Raw genomic sequence first — 17,861 nt, forward strand, 5'->3', positions numbered from 1 at the left:
CGTTACGTGCTTAATAAAGGTTTTAAGAAACGAGCTGTATGGGACTCCGCCGAGTCACAAATGGCCTCCGGCGTTCCAGCGACCAATATTTCACCCCCGCCATTACCCCCTTCAGGGCCAAGATCGATAATCCAATCAGCGGTTTTGATGACATCCAGATTATGCTCGATAATCACGATGGTGTTGCCATGGTCGCGTAACCGATGTAAGACTGCAAGGAGCTGTTGGATGTCTTGAAAGTGCAGCCCGGTCGTGGGCTCGTCCAGAATGTAGAGGGTTTGCCCGGTATCGCGTTTAGACAGCTCACGAGCAAGCTTCACCCGCTGTGCTTCACCACCAGAAAGGGTGGTCGCCGATTGCCCTAAGCGAATATAGGATAACCCCACATCCATCAAGGTTTGTAATTTACGTGCAATGGCAGGTACTGCATCGAAGAATTCACGGGCATCTTCCACGGTCATATCAAGTACTTCGTGGATAGTTTTGCCTTTATAATGAATTTCCAAGGTTTCGCGGTTGTAGCGTTTCCCTTTACAGATATCACAAGGTACGTAAACATCAGGGAGGAAATGCATCTCCACTTTGATCACACCATCGCCTTGGCACGCTTCGCAACGTCCGCCTTTTACGTTAAAGCTAAATCTGCCCGGTTTGTAACCCCGTGAGCGCGATTCCGGCACCCCGCTAAAGAGTTCACGAATGGGTGTAAAAATGCCGGTGTAGGTAGCAGGGTTCGAACGTGGCGTGCGGCCAATCGGGCTTTGGTCAATGTCGACCACTTTATCTAAATGCTCCAACCCTTTAATCGATGCGTAAGGAGCAATAGTGCCGGTGGTGGCGCCATTGAGTTCGCGATGGGCTAACGGAAATAATGTGTCGTTGATGAGGGTCGATTTGCCCGATCCGGAGACACCGGTAACACAGGTCATCAGCCCAAGTGGAATTTTCACGTCCACGTGTTTTAGGTTATTGCCATGGGCGCCAAACAGCTCGAGCCAATCTTTACCTGGCTTATGACGTTTTTTGGGGATCTCAATCGCCTTGCGGCCACTGAGGTAGTCACCGGTAAGTGAACGCTCACTATTAATAATATCTTCGTAGCTTCCTTCCGCGACAATTTCGCCACCATGGACACCCGCGCCAGGCCCGATATCAATAATGTAATCTGCAGCACGAATTGCATCTTCATCATGCTCAACCACCAGCACACTATTGCCAAGGTCGCGCAAATGGCACAGGGTTGTCAGTAACCGTTCATTGTCGCGCTGATGTAGACCAATCGAGGGCTCATCGAGAACGTACATCACGCCGACTAATCCTGCGCCAATTTGGCTGGCTAAGCGAATGCGCTGGGCCTCACCGCCCGAAAGCGTTTCCGCACTGCGCGACAGATTGAGGTAGTTCAAGCCTACATTCACCAAGAAGCGCAATCGGTCATTAATTTCCTTCAGAATTTTCTCGGCAATTTGTGCCCGTTGCCCGCTAAGTTCTATGTCGGTGAAAAATTGGAGCGCATCGCCAATGGCAAGTTCGGTAATATGGGGCAGCGTTGTATCGTTCACGAATACATTACGCGCTTCTTCGCGCAAGCGGGTACCACCACAGCTTCGGCATGGCTTAGTGGCGAGATATTTCGACAATTCATCGCGCACCGCATTAGAATCGGTTTCCCGATAACGCCGTTGCATATTGGGAATAATCCCCTCAAAGGGATGTTTGCGCACCACGGTATCACCGCGGTCATTCATATAGGTAAACTTCACTTCGGTATTGCCGGAGCCATGCAAAACCAAGTTCTGCACGTCCTCGGGCAAATCGTTGTAAGAGGTATTCAAATCGAATTCAAATTGCTTGGAAAGCGAACGAAGCATCTGATAGTAATAGAAGTTGCGCTTATCCCAGCCGCGAATGGCGCCACCGGTAAGGCTTAACTCTGGGTTACCGACCACTTTATCGGGATCAAAAAATTGCTCAACGCCTAGTCCATCACAGCTAGGGCATGCGCCCGCAGGATTGTTAAAAGAAAACAACCGTGGTTCGAGCTCTTGCATGCTATAGCCACAATGGGGGCAGGCAAAATTCGCTGAAAACAGCATGGGCTTAATGTCATCTGCGTCGTCCATGCCAACAATCATGGCCGTGCCGCTAGAGAGATCCAGCGCCGTCTCAAACGACTCCGCTAAGCGTTGCTCTAATCCAGGACGCACTTTAAGGCGATCCACAACCACTTCGATATCGTGTTTTTTGTGCAATTCCAACGTCGGCGGGTCGCTTAAATCGCAGACATTGCCATCCACGCGGGCGCGTAAAAATCCTTGCGTGGCCAAGTTTTCGAGGGTTTTTTGGTGTTCGCCTTTACGGCCCTTCACCACAGGCGCCAATAGCATCACTTTACTGCCTTCCGGTAGCGCAAGGACCTGATCAACCATTTGGCTGACGGTTTGCGCCGCAAGCGCAACATGATGTTCTGGACAGCGCGGCTCGCCAATGCGGGCAAACATTAATCGTAAATAGTCGTAAATTTCGGTAATCGTACCCACGGTCGAACGCGGGTTGTGAGACGTCGATTTCTGTTCAATGGAAATTGCAGGAGAAAGCCCCTCGATGGAATCAACATCGGGCTTTTCCATTAAACTTAAAAATTGGCGCGCGTATGCAGACAAGGACTCTACGTAACGTCGCTGCCCTTCAGCATACAAGGTATCAAATGCGAGTGAGGATTTGCCGGAACCGGATAAGCCCGTAATTACGACAAGCTTGTCCCGTGGAATTTCCAGATTAATATTTTTCAGGTTGTGGGTGCGAGCACCCCTTACTTCAATCTTGTCCATATTATCCTTGGTGTTAGCGCATTTTCGAAATGTACCTGCCGCAGGCCATAGCTAAAACGAATGCGATCGCAGATGAACAGTAATCAACCATTATCGCACAAAGCGTACCCATTCTTGAAGTCGCAAACAGCTTTCTGGCTGACGAGTCCCTATGGAATCTGATAAACTCGCCGCTCTTATTCACATCGGGCACACGTACCGAGTTTTTCATCACTGATACAGTCATTGGAAGCCATGAATCAATCTGGATTAAATCGCACAGAGAAAAAAGCAGCTATAGCCTTAGCTTCTGTGTTTGGTTTACGCATGTTAGGGCTATTTTTGATCATGCCCGTCATGGCGATTTATGGTCAGGTGTATCCAGATTACACGCCATTCTTGGTTGGCGTCGCTATTGGTGCTTACGGACTTACCCAAGCATTTTTACAAATTCCCATGGGGTGGCTGTCCGATAGAATTGGTCGTCGCCCTGTCATTTTTGCCGGTTTACTTATTTTTGCCCTCGGAAGTGTGGTGGCGGCGATGGCAGAAACCATGCATGGCGTGATTATTGGTCGGGTGATGCAAGGGGCCGGCGCAATTGCAGGGGCTGTGTTGGCCTTGGCTGCAGATTCAGCCCGCGAAGATCAACGTCCTAAAGTGATGGCCGTTATCGGTATGGGCATTGGTCTGTCTTTTGTGTTGGCCTTGATTATTGCCCCCATACTCGGCGAGCAGATCGGCATGTCGGGCTTATTCTGGTTTACCGCAGTGCTGGCGCTAGGAGGCATCTTCCTGTTGTGGAAAGTGATGCCTGCCACGCATCAAAAAGTACCCAGCCGCGATGTACTGCCAGTCCCAAAAGAACTGGGCCGCTTGCTGCGCAACAGTCAATTGGGCCGATTAAATTTTGGTGTATTCGTGTTGCACTTAGTGCTCACCGCTTGGTTTGTCACTTTGCCATTACAAATGGTGGATGCCGGGTTGGCAGCGCAACACCATAGCTGGCTTTATTTACCTACCTTAATTCTCTCTTTTGCGGTCATGGTACCGATGATGATCGTACTGGTGAGACGACAGCAGCAGGTGCTTGGAATGCGTCTGGCAATGACGCTGTTGGTGATTGCTTTGTCAGTGATTGCGTTATTTAGTGATCAACTCTGGACAATTGTGCTTTCAGTGTGGATATTCTTCATAGGATTTAATTATCTTGAAGCAAGCTTCCCAGCATTACTCACCCAACATGCACCAGCGGGGAGTAAAGGAAGTGCAAGCGGTTTGTTTACCACATGTCAGTTTGCTGGCGCTTTTATTGGCGGTGCTGCAGGTGGTTATTTTTACCAACAGGGTGGCACACTTGCTGTTATGCTTTTCGCCATTGCACTGTTAGTATTGTGGATACTCACCAGTGCAGGGCTGCGCCAAGTTGCTGCAACAACGCGGATGCATCTGTCGATTGCGGGCGTGCCGAACGAGCAGGCAGAAACTCTTGCAGCCGCTCTGATCGAACAGCCGGGCATCGAAGAAGCCATCGTGCTGCCCGATGAAGGCACAACCTATTTAAAAATTAAGCGTGATCAATATGACGCGGCGGCAATTCAAGCACTAATTGCACGCTATCAGAAATAAAAACAGGAGAACGGAATGGCCAGTCGTGGAGTGAACAAAGTAATTTTGATCGGTAACTTGGGCGCAGACCCGGAAGTGCGCTACACGCAAAACAGTGTGGCCATTGCCAACCTAAACCTTGCCACCAGTGAAACCTGGAAAGACAAGCAAACCGGCGAGCAGAAAGAAATTACTGAATGGCATCGCGTGGTGTGTTATCGCCGCCTCGCGGAGATTGCCGGTGAATACCTAAAGAAGGGCTCTAAAGTATATATTGAAGGGCGTCTGCAAACCCGTAAATGGCAAGACCAAAGTGGTACCGATCGTTACACCACTGAAATTGTGGCGAATGAAATGCAAATGTTGGATAGCCGCGGTGGTAGCGGTGATTACAGCAATCAGCAGCAAGGTGGCTATCAGCAAAATCAAGGCGGAGGCAAGCCTCAAGGCGGCGGGCAACCGCAACAAGGTGGCCAGAGCCAGCCGCAGCAGCGTCCTGCAGCGCCTCAGCCAGCACCGCTGGATAATGACTTTGACGACGATATTCCGTTCTAGGTTACAGCGAGTTTACTCAAAGCCCCGCTCTTGCGGGGCTTTTTTGTAGTGAGCCAAAACGGAGATAACCGCATAGGCTTACCATTCAGTCATCGTAAAAGTAATCACAATGGAAGGACCAAATCGACTGGAGCCTGCTTGGAGATGCGCTACCCTTATAGGTAACCGTTTTTGTTGTAGATGCAACTTAGTTTCTGGCGCAACGCCTTTTTTTAGCAAACCATAGGAGTATTCGATGTCAAAATCTGCAGTTCGCCTTGAGGATATGCTTCACCAAGCCTGTTACGTCAACGGAGAATGGCGCAGTAGCGCATCGGGCGAGATGTTCGATGTCACCAATCCTGCCAATGGTGAGCTTGTAGGGCGCGCGCCCAAGCTTACGGCGTTGGAAACAGCGGAAGCAATTCAAGCGGCCCATGATGCATTTGCCAAATGGCGAAAAACCAGTGCGAAAGAACGCGCCGATATTTTGAAAGCTTGGTATCAAGCCATTATGGATCACGCAGATGTACTCGCCGAATTAATGTGCGTGGAGATGGGTAAACCCGTTGCCGAGGCTAAAGGCGAAGTACAGTATGCGGCAAGCTTTATTGAATGGTATGCCGAAGAAGCCCGCCGCATGTATGGCGACACCATTCCTGGCCTTGACGCATCAAATCGAGTGGTGGTAACCCGCGAACCCGTAGGCGTGTGTGTCGCCATTACTCCTTGGAATTTCCCCGCAGCCATGATTACTCGTAAAGTTGCGCCCGCACTTGCGGCAGGCTGTACCATGGTGGTGCGGCCCGCATCAGCGAGCCCGTTTTCCGCACTTGCTTTGGCAGCACTGGGGGAGAAAGCAGGAATTCCTGCCGGTGTGCTCAATGTGGTCACTGGCGCCTCAAAAGTGATTGGCCCTGTCTTTACCGATAGCCCACTGGTACGGAAACTTAGCTTCACTGGCTCGACTGCGGTTGGGTCACATTTGATGGCCGCATCAGCGCCAACGGTAAAGCGCGTGTCGCTTGAACTGGGCGGAAACGCGCCCTTTATTGTATTTGATGATGCAGATATCGATGCCGCAGTCGACGGTGCCGTCGCTTGTAAATTTCGGAATGCCGGACAAACCTGTGTTTGCGCCAATCGTATTTACGTTCAGGCCGGCGTGTACGACGAGTTTCTCAAAAAATTCACCGCTAAAGTGAAAGCACTCAAGGTGGGTGATGGCCGCGAATCGGGTGTCGAAATAGGCCCCCTCATTAATCAAGGAGCCGTGGACAAAGTTTCGCGCCATATTGAGGATGCGAAAAAGAATGGTGGCCGTGTGTTGCTCGGGGGTAAACCTCATGAGCGTGGCGGCTTATGGTTTGAACCCACGGTAATTGCCGACTGTGACCAGTCCATGTTGTGCGCACGCGAGGAAACCTTTGGTCCGTTGGCGCCAGTGTTTAAATTTAACAAAGAAGAAGAGGCGATCACCTGGGCAAACGACACTGAATTCGGATTAGCATCGTATTTTTATGCGCGCGATATTTATCGCATCCAGCGGGCTGCCGAAGCTCTTGAGGCCGGGATGGTGGGCATCAACACAGGTATTGTGTCGAATGCGACAGCACCTTTTGGTGGGGTGAAGTCGTCAGGCATTGGCCGAGAGGGTTCCCATCAAGGGCTCGATGAGTATACCGAGTGGAAATACTTAAGTTACGGTGGGTTCTCTGAGGACGGTAAGTAAGCAGAGCGGACTATAGCTGAGAGGTGCTAACCCTCTCAGCTATACCCTTGCTTCATTAGATAAACCCATACTTGCGTGCGACAACATCAAAATGCTCTAACGCATGTTTTGCGTAAGCGCGCTTCTCAACGTAGTTCCCTGGGAAGAAATTCTTTTTAAAGCCATAAGCGACCATGTCTTTAAGGCGTTTTAACGGCACGGGGAAATTATCCAACGCTAATTTGTACTCATCACTTACAGTGGTGTTTGAAACCAATCGATTATCGGTACAAATTACGGTGGCAATCCGATTATTCAGCATGTGCTTAAAGTTGTGATCTTTTATATCCGCAATCGCAGGGTTTGTTTGCAGGTTACTGGTTAAGCACACTTCCACGGCAATGCGTCGATCGGCGATGTAGGAGGCTAAGCTGCGACTATAAGCCTCTTTATCGATGATGCTTGGATCTTCGATCATCTCTGGTGAGAACAACGAGTAGCCATGGCCTAAACGGTCTGCATAGCATTGAGTGAGAGCTTCAAAGATGCTTTCAGCGCCATATGCCTCTCCGGCGTGAACGGTTTTTAGTAAGAAGTTTTGGTGCGCGTATTCATACACTTCTTTAAATTTACTGGCTGGGTAACCGTTTTCTTGACCGGCGATGTCTAGCCCTACAATAGGCAAACCTTCGTCATCGCGCATGCGAACGCTGGCGCGAATCAATTCCATCGCCGCCGACTTGATCACGTCCATGGGGGCATGGTCACGTAATAGTTGGAACAACTGAGTGTAGTAAGGAGAAAAGCCTTTCTTACCAAACATACGCATGGCGCAATTGATGATGCCGTACTCGAACGGTGGCTTTAAACCCGATTCGAAGCCAACATCGTCGCGACGGTTATATTCGATTTTGGCCTTTTTCAAACCATTATTAACAGCGTGCATCACTTCATCGAAACCAATTCCGCGCGCTGGGTCCATCAATAACTGAGGGGCAAAGCGCACTTCAATATAATTCACGCCTTCTTCCAAATTATCCACAGCAAGCTCGTACGCCGCTTGTTCCATGTTCTCAAGATCACGTAACACCGAGCAGGTGTACTGAAAACCATTCAGGTACTCACCGAGATTGTTGTACTTCTCTTTGAAGACCAAATCTTTTAGGCCTTCAACGCTGTAGGAAGGTAATTCAATTTTACTGCGTTGGGCCATTTCAATCAGGCCCTGAGGACGTAAGCTACCATCAAGGTGCAAGTGCAAATCTGCTTTCGGCAATTCGCGGATAAAGTCCAATGAATAGGTGGTTGGGGCAGAATCTGATGCACTCGCCATGGCGTTACTCCTACTAGTTTAATGTAACCGCGTATTCTATCGCATTTTTCATCGCAATGCGCGGCTATATGAACTCATTTTGCTGGTATCGGCGTTCCCTTGGACTAGGTTAAGTTGCACAATTTATTCACATTCTGACAATGCTTTTTAGCGTAGATTGGGGCAACATACAGGCTGCCTCATTTTTGTTAGAACGCTTTGAAACGACACCTTGTTAGCAGGGTAACGCAAAAACACCGATAACAGATTAATCACGGAATAGACGCATGGCCTCGCTTTATTTTACTTATTCAGCAATGAATGCAGGGAAAAGCACATCGTTGTTGCAAGTTGCTTATAACTACGAAGAACGTGAGCAACGGGTGTTGCTCCTCACTCCAGCGCTAGATACGCGGGTCGGTGAAGGAAAAATTCACTCTCGCCTTGGGCTAACACGCAGCGCAGAAACCTTCACTGAAAAAACGGATTTATATCGGGTTATTGCGCACACCCTTGAAGAACAAACGCTAGATTGCGTGTTGCTCGATGAAGCGCAGTTTTTAACCCCAGAGCAAGTATGGCAGCTCGCGCGCGCGGTCGATGCCTTACATACCCCAGTAATGTGTTATGGCATTCGTACCGATGCCTTTGGTAATGCATTTCCTGGAAGTGCCACATTATTGGCCATCGCCGATAAATTATCGGAGATAAAAACCATCTGTTTTTGTGGCCGCAAGGCCACCATGGTGTACCGTTCCGGGCCCGATGGTAAAGCGATTACTGGTGGTGAACAAATATCAATTGGCGGAAATGAGCGATATGTCTCTTGTTGCCGTAAACATTGGGTTGAAGCATTGGAAAAAGCAGGAATTGACCAGCAAAATTTTCCACTAAGTGAGGAATGAACAAGATGGCGAAGCGCAGCAGTAAAGCCTGGATGTGGTGGCTCGTGGTAGGCGTACTCGCCGTACTGGCGGTGGCATGGTGGCAATGGCCGAGTGACAACGGCGAGCCCCGCTTTAATACCAGTAAAGTGGAAACCCGCACAATTGAAGTGGTGGTCACTGCCACGGGCCGATTGCAGCCGTTGGATTTTGTCGATGTAGGCGCGCAGGTGTCGGGACAGCTAGAGCGTCTGCACGTGAATATTGGCGATCAGGTAGAGGCGGGGCAGTTGCTCGCGGAAATCGATGCCACGGTGTTAGAAGCGCGTTTAGATGGTACGCGAGCGCAGCTCAAGTTTCAGCAGGGCCAATTACGGGAGCGTGAAGCCAATCGCGATCTTGCTGAAATTAATTTGAATCGTCAGCAGCGACTGCTCGCCGATCGGGCGACTTCAGAAGAAATGGTGGAGAGTGCGGAAGCGACCGCACGCGCCGAGAACGCGCGCATTGATCAAATTGTTGCTCAGATTGAGCAAACAGAATCATCGTTGCGTGCTGAAGAAGCCAACCTAAACTACACCCGAATCTTTGCGCCTATGGCAGGCACCGTGGTTAGTATTCCGGCGCGGCGCGGACAAACCTTAAATGCGGCGCAAACCACGCCGACCATCCTTTCCATTGCAGATTTATCGGTGATGCGGGTCGAAGCGCAGGTCTCAGAAGCAGATATTGGCCGTTTGCGTGATGCCATGCCTGTGTACTTTACAACCTTAGGAAACCGCGGACAGCGGTGGACAAGCGCGCTTGATTTAATTGAGCCGACCCCAAAAATCGAAAACAACGTGGTGCTATATAACGCGCTGTTTGATGTTCCAAATCCAGAAGGCCGTCTGCTGCCACAAATGACCACCCAAGTATTCTTTGTGGTTGATAGTGCCGAAAATGTATTGTCAGTTCCTTTCGCGGCTGTGCGTCCAAGTGGACGCGGACAAGGCACCGTTGAGGTGTTACGCGGCGATGGCCAAACAGAAACGGTTACTGTGCGCACCGGACTCACCGATCGCGTTTATATAGAAATCCGAGATGGCCTCAATGCAGGCGACCATGTTGTGATTCCACGTCAGCAAGCTGGTGGCCCAGGTGGTTCGGCAGGCGGTCGTGGCGGACGGATGTTCTAATATGACTGATACCCTATCTGATACTCTGGTTCATGCGAAGGCAGCCACGAGCAAGCGCACGCCAAAAGCAAACTCGGGGGACGAACCGCTGATTCGCATTCGCGGTGTCACCAAGAGTTATCAAACCGGAGCGTTAACAACGCAGGTATTGCACGGTATCGATATGGATATCGAGCAAGGCGACTTTGTTGCTATCGTGGGTAGTTCGGGCTCTGGTAAGTCGACCCTCATGAATATTCTCGGTTGCCTAGATAAGCCGAGTAGTGGTGAGTATTGGTTTAAAGGTGAGCGTGTCGCTGACATGGATCCAGATGATCTAGCCCGCTTGCGGCGAGGTGCTTTTGGCTTTGTGTTTCAGCAATACAATCTACTGGGCGGAGCCAATGCCATTGCCAATGCTGAGCTTCCCGCCAGTTATACGGCACTGAGTAGCGACGCCCGTCGCGCCCGTGCCGAAGCCTTGCTGACGCGACTCGGTCTTGCTGAACGCATGCATCATAAACCCACAGAGCTATCAGGTGGTCAACAACAACGGGTGTCTATTGCCCGAGCCCTGATGAATGGTGGTGAAATTATTCTTGCGGATGAACCCACAGGGGCCTTGGATTCGCAAAGTGGCCAAGAAGTGATGGCCTTACTAAAAGACCTATCGGAGCAAGGGCATACGGTGATTGTGATTACCCACGATCATGATGTGGCAGCCCATGCAGAGCGCGTTATTGAGCTTAAAGACGGTCATATTCTCAGCGATAAACGTTTGCGCGAAGGGCAGGCAGCGGGTACGCCGCCACCCGGGCCAGGTGTATCGCAACCGAGCAGCGCTCTCGATTTGATGCGGGCATTTTTTACCGCTTTAGGAGCCTTGCGACAAAATATCTTTCGTACGGCGCTCACTTTACTGGGTATTGTTATCGGTGTTGCCGCGGTGATCTCGATGTTAGCGATAGGCCAGGGTGCACGCCAAGATGTGGTTGATCGGATCAGTGCCATGGGCTCGAATCTACTCAGTGTGTTTCCCGGAGCGCCCAATCAACGTGGCCGTTGGAACGTTGCGACGCTTATGCCTGAAGATGCCGATGCAATCAATCAGATCCCGGAAGTACTCGCCGCAGTGCCAGAACTTACGGGTAATCGTACCTTGCGACGGGAAGGCTTCGATAAGGAAGCGCAGGTGAATGCAACCTATGCCAATTTTCCAATAGCACGCCAGTGGGAGGTAGCCCAAGGCAGCTTCTTCACCGAGGAAGATGAGCAATTATACGCCACGGTTGCCGTTATCGGGCAAACCGTAGCTCGGCAACTCTTTCCCGATCGTGACCCATTGGGCGAAGTGATGCTGATCAACAATGTGTTGTTTCGAGTTATCGGTGTGATGAGTGAGCGCGGGGCATCGCCCTGGGGGCAAGATCAAGACGATGTGGTGTTTGTGCCCTTTAGCACCGGCTCCTTACGACTTTTCGGGCAACGCTGGGTGCGCAATATTACGGTGGCGGCAATCAGTAGTGATGCGCAAATTATGGAAATTGCCAACGATAAAGTGCATGCACTGTTACTTGAACGCCATGGTGTAGAGGATTTCTCTATCCGCAATATGGCGTCGATTATTGAAACGGCTACAGAAACCCAAAATACCATGACCTTATTGCTGGGTATCATTGCAGTTATTTCTCTGGTGGTCGGCGGCATTGGTGTGATGAACATTATGTTGGTGAGTGTGACCGAGCGCACTCGTGAGATTGGGATCCGCATGGCGGTGGGTGCAAAACGAGGGCAAATCAGGCTGCAGTTTTTGATTGAAGCGGTGACAGTTGCGTTGCTCGGCGGCGTTATCGGTGTCGCGTTAGGCTTGGGCATTACCTGGGTGATAGCAAGTTTTGGAACATCGGTGGTGTTTGCTACTACGCCAGTGCTCCTTGCCTTTGGTTGCTCTTTCTTAACCGGGCTTATTTTTGGTTATGTTCCAGCGCGTAAAGCCGCTCAACTTGACCCGGTGCAAGCACTGGCTTCTGAATAACAGAACGACACATCAGCAATAAAGAGGCGGTTCTATGTGGTTCAGAACCGCCTTTTCTGTATGCAATTGGTAGGCACTGGCAGCTGTACAAGATATACTCTAATGAATAGTTTATTGTATTTATTATGGAAAGGTAGCTGTCATGACCACCCCGAGTTTTAAGCCTGTTTCACTTCCTGATGTTCTTGAAATTACGCGCCCCGATGATTGGCATGTGCACTTGCGTGACGAAGACGTATTAGGAATGACAGTGCCAGCAACAGCGCGGGTATTTCACCGAGCAGTGGTTATGCCAAACTTAGTCCCGCCGGTTAGCAATGTCATCATGGCGGGAGAATATCGCCGACGCATCCTTGCGCAATTGCCAGAAGGTATTGCATTCGACCCGAAGATGGCATTGTATTTGACTCAAACCACCACCGCAGATGACGTGCAAGATGCCGCCGCCGACCCTACTATTATCGGCTTTAAACTGTACCCGGCCGGAGCCACCACAAACTCCGCAAGTGGGGTGACTGACATCGATAAAATGGACGCGGTGTTTGAAGCCATGCAGGCGCATGGGGTCCCTCTACTCGTACATGGTGAGGTCACCACATCGGATATAGATATTTTTGACCGAGAAAAAGTATTTATCGATCGCTACTTAGAACCCATCACCCGCAAGTTTCCAAGTCTCAAGGTTGTCTTTGAGCATATTACAACTGCAGATGCGGTTGATTTTGTAACGAGCACATCGCGCCATGTGGGGGCGACCATTACACCGCAGCACTTGTTAATGAATCGGAATGACCTGTTGGTGGGTGGTGTTCACGTTCATAATTATTGTCTTCCCGTGTTAAAACGTCGCATCCATCAAGAAGCGCTGCAGCAGGCTGCTATTAGCGCGAACCCGAAGTTCTTCCTTGGTACCGACTCAGCACCTCACGTGCAGGCGAATAAAGAAACTGCCTGTGGATGTGCCGGATGCTTCTCCGCGTTTAGTGCGATCGAGCTTTACGCAGAGCTATTCGCGCAGCTAGGTGCACTCGACAAATTAGAAGGGTTTGCGAGCTTCTTTGGTGCCGATTTTTATGGATTGCCAAGAAATGCCGATAAGATCGTATTAGAGCGCCAAACCTGGAAAGCGCCCGAAAAGGTGCATCATGGCAGCGCTACATGGGTGCCTTACTGGGCGGGACGGTCATTGCAATATCGTGTACGCGGTTGATCAACAGGTTTTATGAAAACACGAATATGACAAATGGTATGGAAAATTTGTGCTTATTTGTTTCGTTTTCTCGGTACACTATGGGTAATATAGGGTGGGTGTTATTCGTTTCACTCAGTGACTTTGAATGAAGGAAGCCCAAATAGGCAGAAAGCCTCACAACAATTAGAATTGCCGACATCGCCATGAGCGGCAACGAGAAGTTAACAGAGTTTTAAGGGGTAGCATTGCTTAATTGGTTTGCTCAGAAGAAGCGTCGATTGCTCGTGTCATTTGGTATCTGCGAGAACACCGTGCAAATGGCGGTGCTGAAAGCAGATAATAGCGCCATGAATACGCTTGAATTTGACCAACAGCAATTTTCATTGGTTGTTAACGATGAACATGAAATCGTGGATGGCGATGTGCCAGCAGCGATCGATGCACTACTTAACAAATACAAGCGCCTTGATTTCAAATATCAGTGGGTGCAATTTGTGGTGAGCGAGCCCCATGTGGAAATTGTAAGCGTGGAGCGACCCGATGTCCCCGACGGGGACGTGGCGACAGCGTTGCAATGGACATTACGCGACCTTGTGAGCATTCCTCAGCCAGATTTAATTATCGATTATTACGATATCCCGATCCAAGTAAGCGGAGCCCGAAAAATAAACGTGGTCGCGGCAAGCCGTGCGCTATTGTCGTCTTGGGTTGATTCAGTGAGCCGCCACGGCCTCGTTGTTCAAGGCATTGCGACCGATGCGCTGGCATTAACATTATGGACAGATGCGGATCAAAAGTTAATGCTGCTTAATCAGCACACCGGACAGCGTGCCAATTTGCATATCATTGTGAATCAGCAACTGGTGTTATCCCGCCGCCTGCAACCTAGTTTCGATTTACTCCATCTTGATGCGGGTAATATGGCGTTACTGGAAGATCTGGCCATTGAGCTACAACGTTCGCAAGATTTTTACAGTGGTCAATTGCGCCAAGCAGCATTAGGTCATATTGAGTTTGCGTTTGCGCACGACAAAGCCGAGACCATTGCCGAGGTGATGAGTGCTCAGCTTGGCATGCAGGTGAGTATGCTTGCATATCCTGCTTGGGCGAAAGAGCTAGGTGCAAACGATTATTCCGATTTAGCCGCATTGTCAGGTTTAATGTGGCTTGTTAAATATGCGCAACCTCAAGAGAAACGGGGGGCTGCGTGAAGCAATCATTGAAGCAGACAGTAAATCTTTACCGCGCAGATCTCAAACCGCGGCAACCATTGCTCACGTTTCATCGATTACTTTTTACCTTGGCCGTGGTTTTTGTGGTGATGGTTGGATGGCGCGTAGTACTCGAGGTGCAGCAGGCGTCCTTTAGTGAAAGCATCGAATCTGCCCGGGCCGAGCAATTAGAAAAGCAGCGGCAAATGACGCAACTTGCTGAGCAAGTACGCGACATGCGTCCGCGCTCTGATTTAACACGCGATGTTCAGCGCTTAGAAGCTCAGATTGAGTTACGTCAGCGGTTGCTTGCGGAATTACGTCGTCGCGGACAGTTAAGTCGGCATGATTTCGCGGGATTGCTGACAGACCTAGCCCGTCATCACCAAGATGGGGTGTGGCTAACCCGCATTCAGCAGAACCAAAATCAATTAGTGCTATCAGGACAGTCGACAGACCCGGCTATTTTACCCTTCTGGTTGAATGGTTTCCGGCAGGCCGAAACTCTCTCGCAACGCCATTTTAATATGGTTGAGTTGCGTCGCGATGATCGGGATGTTCTGCGTTTTGTGTTGCAAAGTACCGGTACCGGCATTGCGCCTGAGTATGTTCCGCAAACACAAGGCGAAGAAACGAACACGCAAGTACAGTCAGAAACGCCTGAGAATGAAAATACGCGTTCTGAGGCGGACGAACTAGATGAAGCATTACGCCGCTTGGGTACCGGGGGTGGTGGATGAACTCGGCGATAGAAAAAGGCAATACCTGGTTTATGGCCCGCTCGGAAAGAGAGCGGGTGGTTTTAAGTGTTTTGCTGATTGCCTTTGTAGGCTGGATCAGTTTTTTACTTGTGGTCGATGGTGCGCTGCAAGAGCAAGCGACGCTTGATCGCCAGATGCGACAAATCACCACCGATACAAACCGAGTGAATCAAGAAATTAATCGGTTACGCCAACATGTTGCAGGTGACCCAAACAATGAACTAGAAGCGCGCAAGCGCCAATTAAGTTCCCGCAACGAGCGTCTCGATCGGCAATTAGATGAACTTGCTGATTTTGTCGAGCCGGAACAATTATTAGTATGGATGCAGGCCCTGTTAACCGGCCAATCAGGATTAAAGCTGCGGGCGTTTGATACGCATCCGCCTGCGCCATTTTTAACGGGAGCCGTGGGTGGTAGTGTCTATCAACACACCGTAGAGGTGGAACTCGAGGGCACTTACTTCGCCATCCGTGACTATCTGGCGAGTGTGCAGCGCTTGCCGATAGGGTTTTATTGGGACTCTCTCGATTACCAAGTTGCTCAGCATCCAAACGCAGTAGTGAAGCTTACGCTTTACACCCTGAGTCAAGCGGAGGTGCAAAGTGGCTTGTAAAGTATGGGTATTAGGCCTAGTGTGGCTGCTAGCAAGCAGCCAACTCGCTACTGCTCAGCAAGTGGGGGAGCGCGACCCAACACGCCCACTCGTGGTTGCTAACGATCAAACGACCCGAAGCGTGGCTCGATTACCTAATTTAAATTTGGATTTTATTCGTTACTCGACAACCCAGAGCGTCGTTAGCATTAATGGCGATCTATATCAACGCGGCGATGAGATCAGGGGGTGGACGGTGATTACCATCGAACCTGATCGTGTGACTTTATATCGTGATGACGAAACCATCGTGTTGTCAGTATTTGCAGGTTTGAACAGAAGTACCTTAAAGGAACAGCCATGAGACGAAATGGGCGATATCTTCAGCGAGCGATTATCGTACTCACGACTTCGATGTTAGTGGCGGGATGTTTATCTAAGCCAGACGAACAGCTCGTGCGGGAAGCCGAAGATGCGCTGCGTTCGGGTTCAACAACCAGCGAAAGCCGCGGGCCATCGTCCCTTCCTGAAGATGTGCGCGGAAGCTTGCGGCAACCTTTATCGACACGTGCGAGCTCATCGATATTGGAAGAGCCTCGTTTCTCTATTCAAGCACGGCAAGTTCCCGCAGCGGATTTTTTCGCGCAGCTTACCAACGAAAGCCCTTATAGCTTGGTTGTGCATCCTGACGTGCATGGAAGTATTACCGTTAACCTACGCGACGTGACACTGCAAGAAGCGCTTGATGTGGTGCAAGATATCTACGGATTTGATGTTCGTCGCGAAGGCCGTATTTATCGTGTTTTCCCGGCGGGGTTACGCACTGAAACCATGACCTTAAACTATCTCTTGTTAACCCGCCAAGGTATGTCGCAAACCTCGATTACGTCGGGAGGTGTTGCTGCGCAAGGTGGTCAAGGTGGCGCTCAGGGTGCTCAAGGTGCGCGCGGCCAGCAAGGTGGCGCGCAAGGAGGAACCGCGGGTTCAGCCGGACAACCGGGAGGCGCCCAAGGGGGTGTCGGTGGCCAAGGTGGAATCACAGGACAAACTGGCTCGACGATTTCCAGCAGCTCAGAAACAGATTTTTGGAAAGACTTAGAACGTACTTTGTTGGGTATTATAGGGTCGGGTGATGGTCGCAGTGTGGTGGTCTCACCGCAAGCGGGTCTTGCCACTATTCGTGCTTATCCTCATGAATTACGGGCAGCTCGCGACTTTTTGCAATCGGCAGAGCGCAGCTTACAACGACAAGTCATTCTAGAAGCGCGGATTGTTGAAGTGCAGCTTAATGACCAGTACCAGCAGGGCGTGGATTGGAGTCGAATTACTTCAGCGATTGGCGGTGGCACCAGCCAGTTTAGTTTTAGCGGTATGTCTATGGACAGGTCGTCACTAGGCGGGGCTATTGGATTCCAGTTCGAAACAGCAAACTTTAACGGCATGCTTGAATTGTTATCGACGCAAGGCAATGTGCAGGTGCTGTCGAATCCACGAGTCACTGCAACGAATAATCAAAAAGCAGTGATCAAGATTGGTGAAGACGAGTATTTTGTTACCGATGTATCCACAACAACGATTACCGGTACCGCTACAACGTCAACGCCGAACATTCAGCTCACCCCATTTTTCTCTGGGATTGCATTAGATGTAACTCCCCAAATCAGTGATGACGGCACGATCACGCTGCACATTCGTCCATCGGTTACGGAAACTCGTGAACAAGAGAAAGTGGTTACACTTAACCGTGATAGCTTTGTTCTTCCGTTAGCGCGCAGTAATATTCGGGAATCAGATACCGTGATTCGTGCACGGGATGGTGAAGTCGTCGTCATTGGCGGCCTCATGCAAACATCGTATCAGGATGAATCAAGTCAAGTGCCGGTATTAGGCAGTATTCCTGGCTTGGGCGAGCTGTTTAAAAACCGGCGTCAAAGGGAAGTAAAGAAGGAATTGGTGATCATGTTACGTCCCACAATCGTAGGTGTTGATACGTGGGATGAAGAGTTAGAGTCATCACGCGAGCTTCTGCGCCGTTGGTACAATAGTAACTAGG

General features: G+C 50.2%; 14 protein-coding genes. 12 read left to right on the forward strand and 2 right to left on the reverse strand.

What is annotated here, in order from left to right:
• Positions 1-2: 2 nt before the first annotated feature.
• A complete protein-coding gene (uvrA, locus tag HXZ99_RS05125) occupies positions 3-2,831 on the reverse strand; it encodes an excinuclease ABC subunit UvrA (RefSeq protein WP_194756203.1) in 2,829 nt (942 codons plus the stop codon).
• Between the two features lie 234 nt (positions 2,832-3,065).
• On the opposite strand from uvrA, the gene HXZ99_RS05130 reads away from it, so the two are divergent.
• The 3 genes from HXZ99_RS05130 (at position 3,066) to HXZ99_RS05140 (ending at position 6,684) form a co-directional block, all read left to right on the forward strand.
• Complete coding sequence (locus HXZ99_RS05130; RefSeq protein WP_194756204.1) at positions 3,066-4,439, forward strand: MFS transporter; 1,374 nt, start codon at positions 3,066-3,068, stop codon at positions 4,437-4,439.
• Positions 4,440-4,454: 15 nt separating this feature from the next.
• Complete coding sequence (gene ssb, locus HXZ99_RS05135; RefSeq protein WP_194756205.1) at positions 4,455-4,973, forward strand: single-stranded DNA-binding protein; 519 nt, start codon at positions 4,455-4,457, stop codon at positions 4,971-4,973.
• A gap of 235 nt (positions 4,974-5,208) precedes the next feature.
• Entirely contained in the window at positions 5,209-6,684 is a 1,476-nt protein-coding gene (locus HXZ99_RS05140) for an NAD-dependent succinate-semialdehyde dehydrogenase (RefSeq protein ID WP_194756206.1), read from the forward strand.
• 55 nt (positions 6,685-6,739) lie between these two features.
• Here HXZ99_RS05140 and HXZ99_RS05145 read toward each other — a convergent pair whose 3' ends face one another.
• On the reverse strand, positions 6,740-7,996 hold the full coding sequence (locus HXZ99_RS05145; protein WP_194756207.1) for an adenosine deaminase family protein: 1,257 nt from the start codon (positions 7,994-7,996) through the stop codon (positions 6,740-6,742).
• Positions 7,997-8,262: 266 nt separating this feature from the next.
• Here HXZ99_RS05145 and HXZ99_RS05150 point away from each other — a divergent pair, with 266 nt between their 5' ends.
• The 9 genes from HXZ99_RS05150 (at position 8,263) to mshL (ending at position 17,860) form a co-directional block, all read left to right on the forward strand.
• Positions 8,263-8,880: a thymidine kinase gene (locus tag HXZ99_RS05150; protein ID WP_194756208.1), complete on the forward strand. Its 618-nt coding sequence runs from the start codon at positions 8,263-8,265 to the stop codon at positions 8,878-8,880.
• Between the two features lie 5 nt (positions 8,881-8,885).
• Complete coding sequence (locus HXZ99_RS05155; RefSeq protein ID WP_194756209.1) at positions 8,886-10,037, forward strand: efflux RND transporter periplasmic adaptor subunit; 1,152 nt, start codon at positions 8,886-8,888, stop codon at positions 10,035-10,037.
• A 1-nt stretch (position 10,038) separates the two neighbouring features.
• Positions 10,039-12,051 (forward strand): MacB family efflux pump subunit, encoded by a 2,013-nt coding sequence (locus HXZ99_RS05160; protein WP_194756210.1) that lies wholly within the window; start codon positions 10,039-10,041, stop codon positions 12,049-12,051.
• Between the two features lie 142 nt (positions 12,052-12,193).
• Positions 12,194-13,261 carry a dihydroorotase gene (pyrC, locus tag HXZ99_RS05165; protein WP_194756211.1) on the forward strand — a complete coding sequence of 356 codons (1,068 nt, stop codon included), beginning with the start codon at positions 12,194-12,196 and terminating at the stop codon, positions 13,259-13,261.
• Between the two features lie 227 nt (positions 13,262-13,488).
• Positions 13,489-14,454: a hypothetical protein gene (locus tag HXZ99_RS05170; protein ID WP_194756212.1), complete on the forward strand. Its 966-nt coding sequence runs from the start codon at positions 13,489-13,491 to the stop codon at positions 14,452-14,454.
• The gene (locus HXZ99_RS05175; RefSeq protein ID WP_194756213.1) at positions 14,451-15,194 is read left to right on the forward strand and encodes a PilN domain-containing protein; all 744 of its coding nucleotides are present in this window, start codon (positions 14,451-14,453) and stop codon (positions 15,192-15,194) included. Before HXZ99_RS05170 ends, HXZ99_RS05175 begins: the two co-directional genes overlap by 4 nt.
• A complete protein-coding gene (gene gspM / locus HXZ99_RS05180; protein WP_194756214.1) occupies positions 15,191-15,829 on the forward strand; it encodes a type II secretion system protein GspM in 639 nt (212 codons plus the stop codon). Before HXZ99_RS05175 ends, gspM begins: the two co-directional genes overlap by 4 nt.
• Entirely contained in the window at positions 15,819-16,172 is a 354-nt protein-coding gene (locus tag HXZ99_RS05185) for a hypothetical protein (RefSeq protein WP_194756215.1), read from the forward strand. Before gspM ends, HXZ99_RS05185 begins: the two co-directional genes overlap by 11 nt.
• A complete protein-coding gene (gene mshL / locus HXZ99_RS05190; RefSeq protein ID WP_228517656.1) occupies positions 16,169-17,860 on the forward strand; it encodes a pilus (MSHA type) biogenesis protein MshL in 1,692 nt (563 codons plus the stop codon). The genes HXZ99_RS05185 and mshL overlap by 4 nt, the downstream gene beginning before the upstream one ends.
• Position 17,861: the final 1 nt, after the last annotated feature.

The organism is Aliidiomarina indica, assembly GCF_015354615.1.
GTDB lineage: Bacteria > Pseudomonadota > Gammaproteobacteria > Enterobacterales > Alteromonadaceae > Aliidiomarina > Aliidiomarina indica.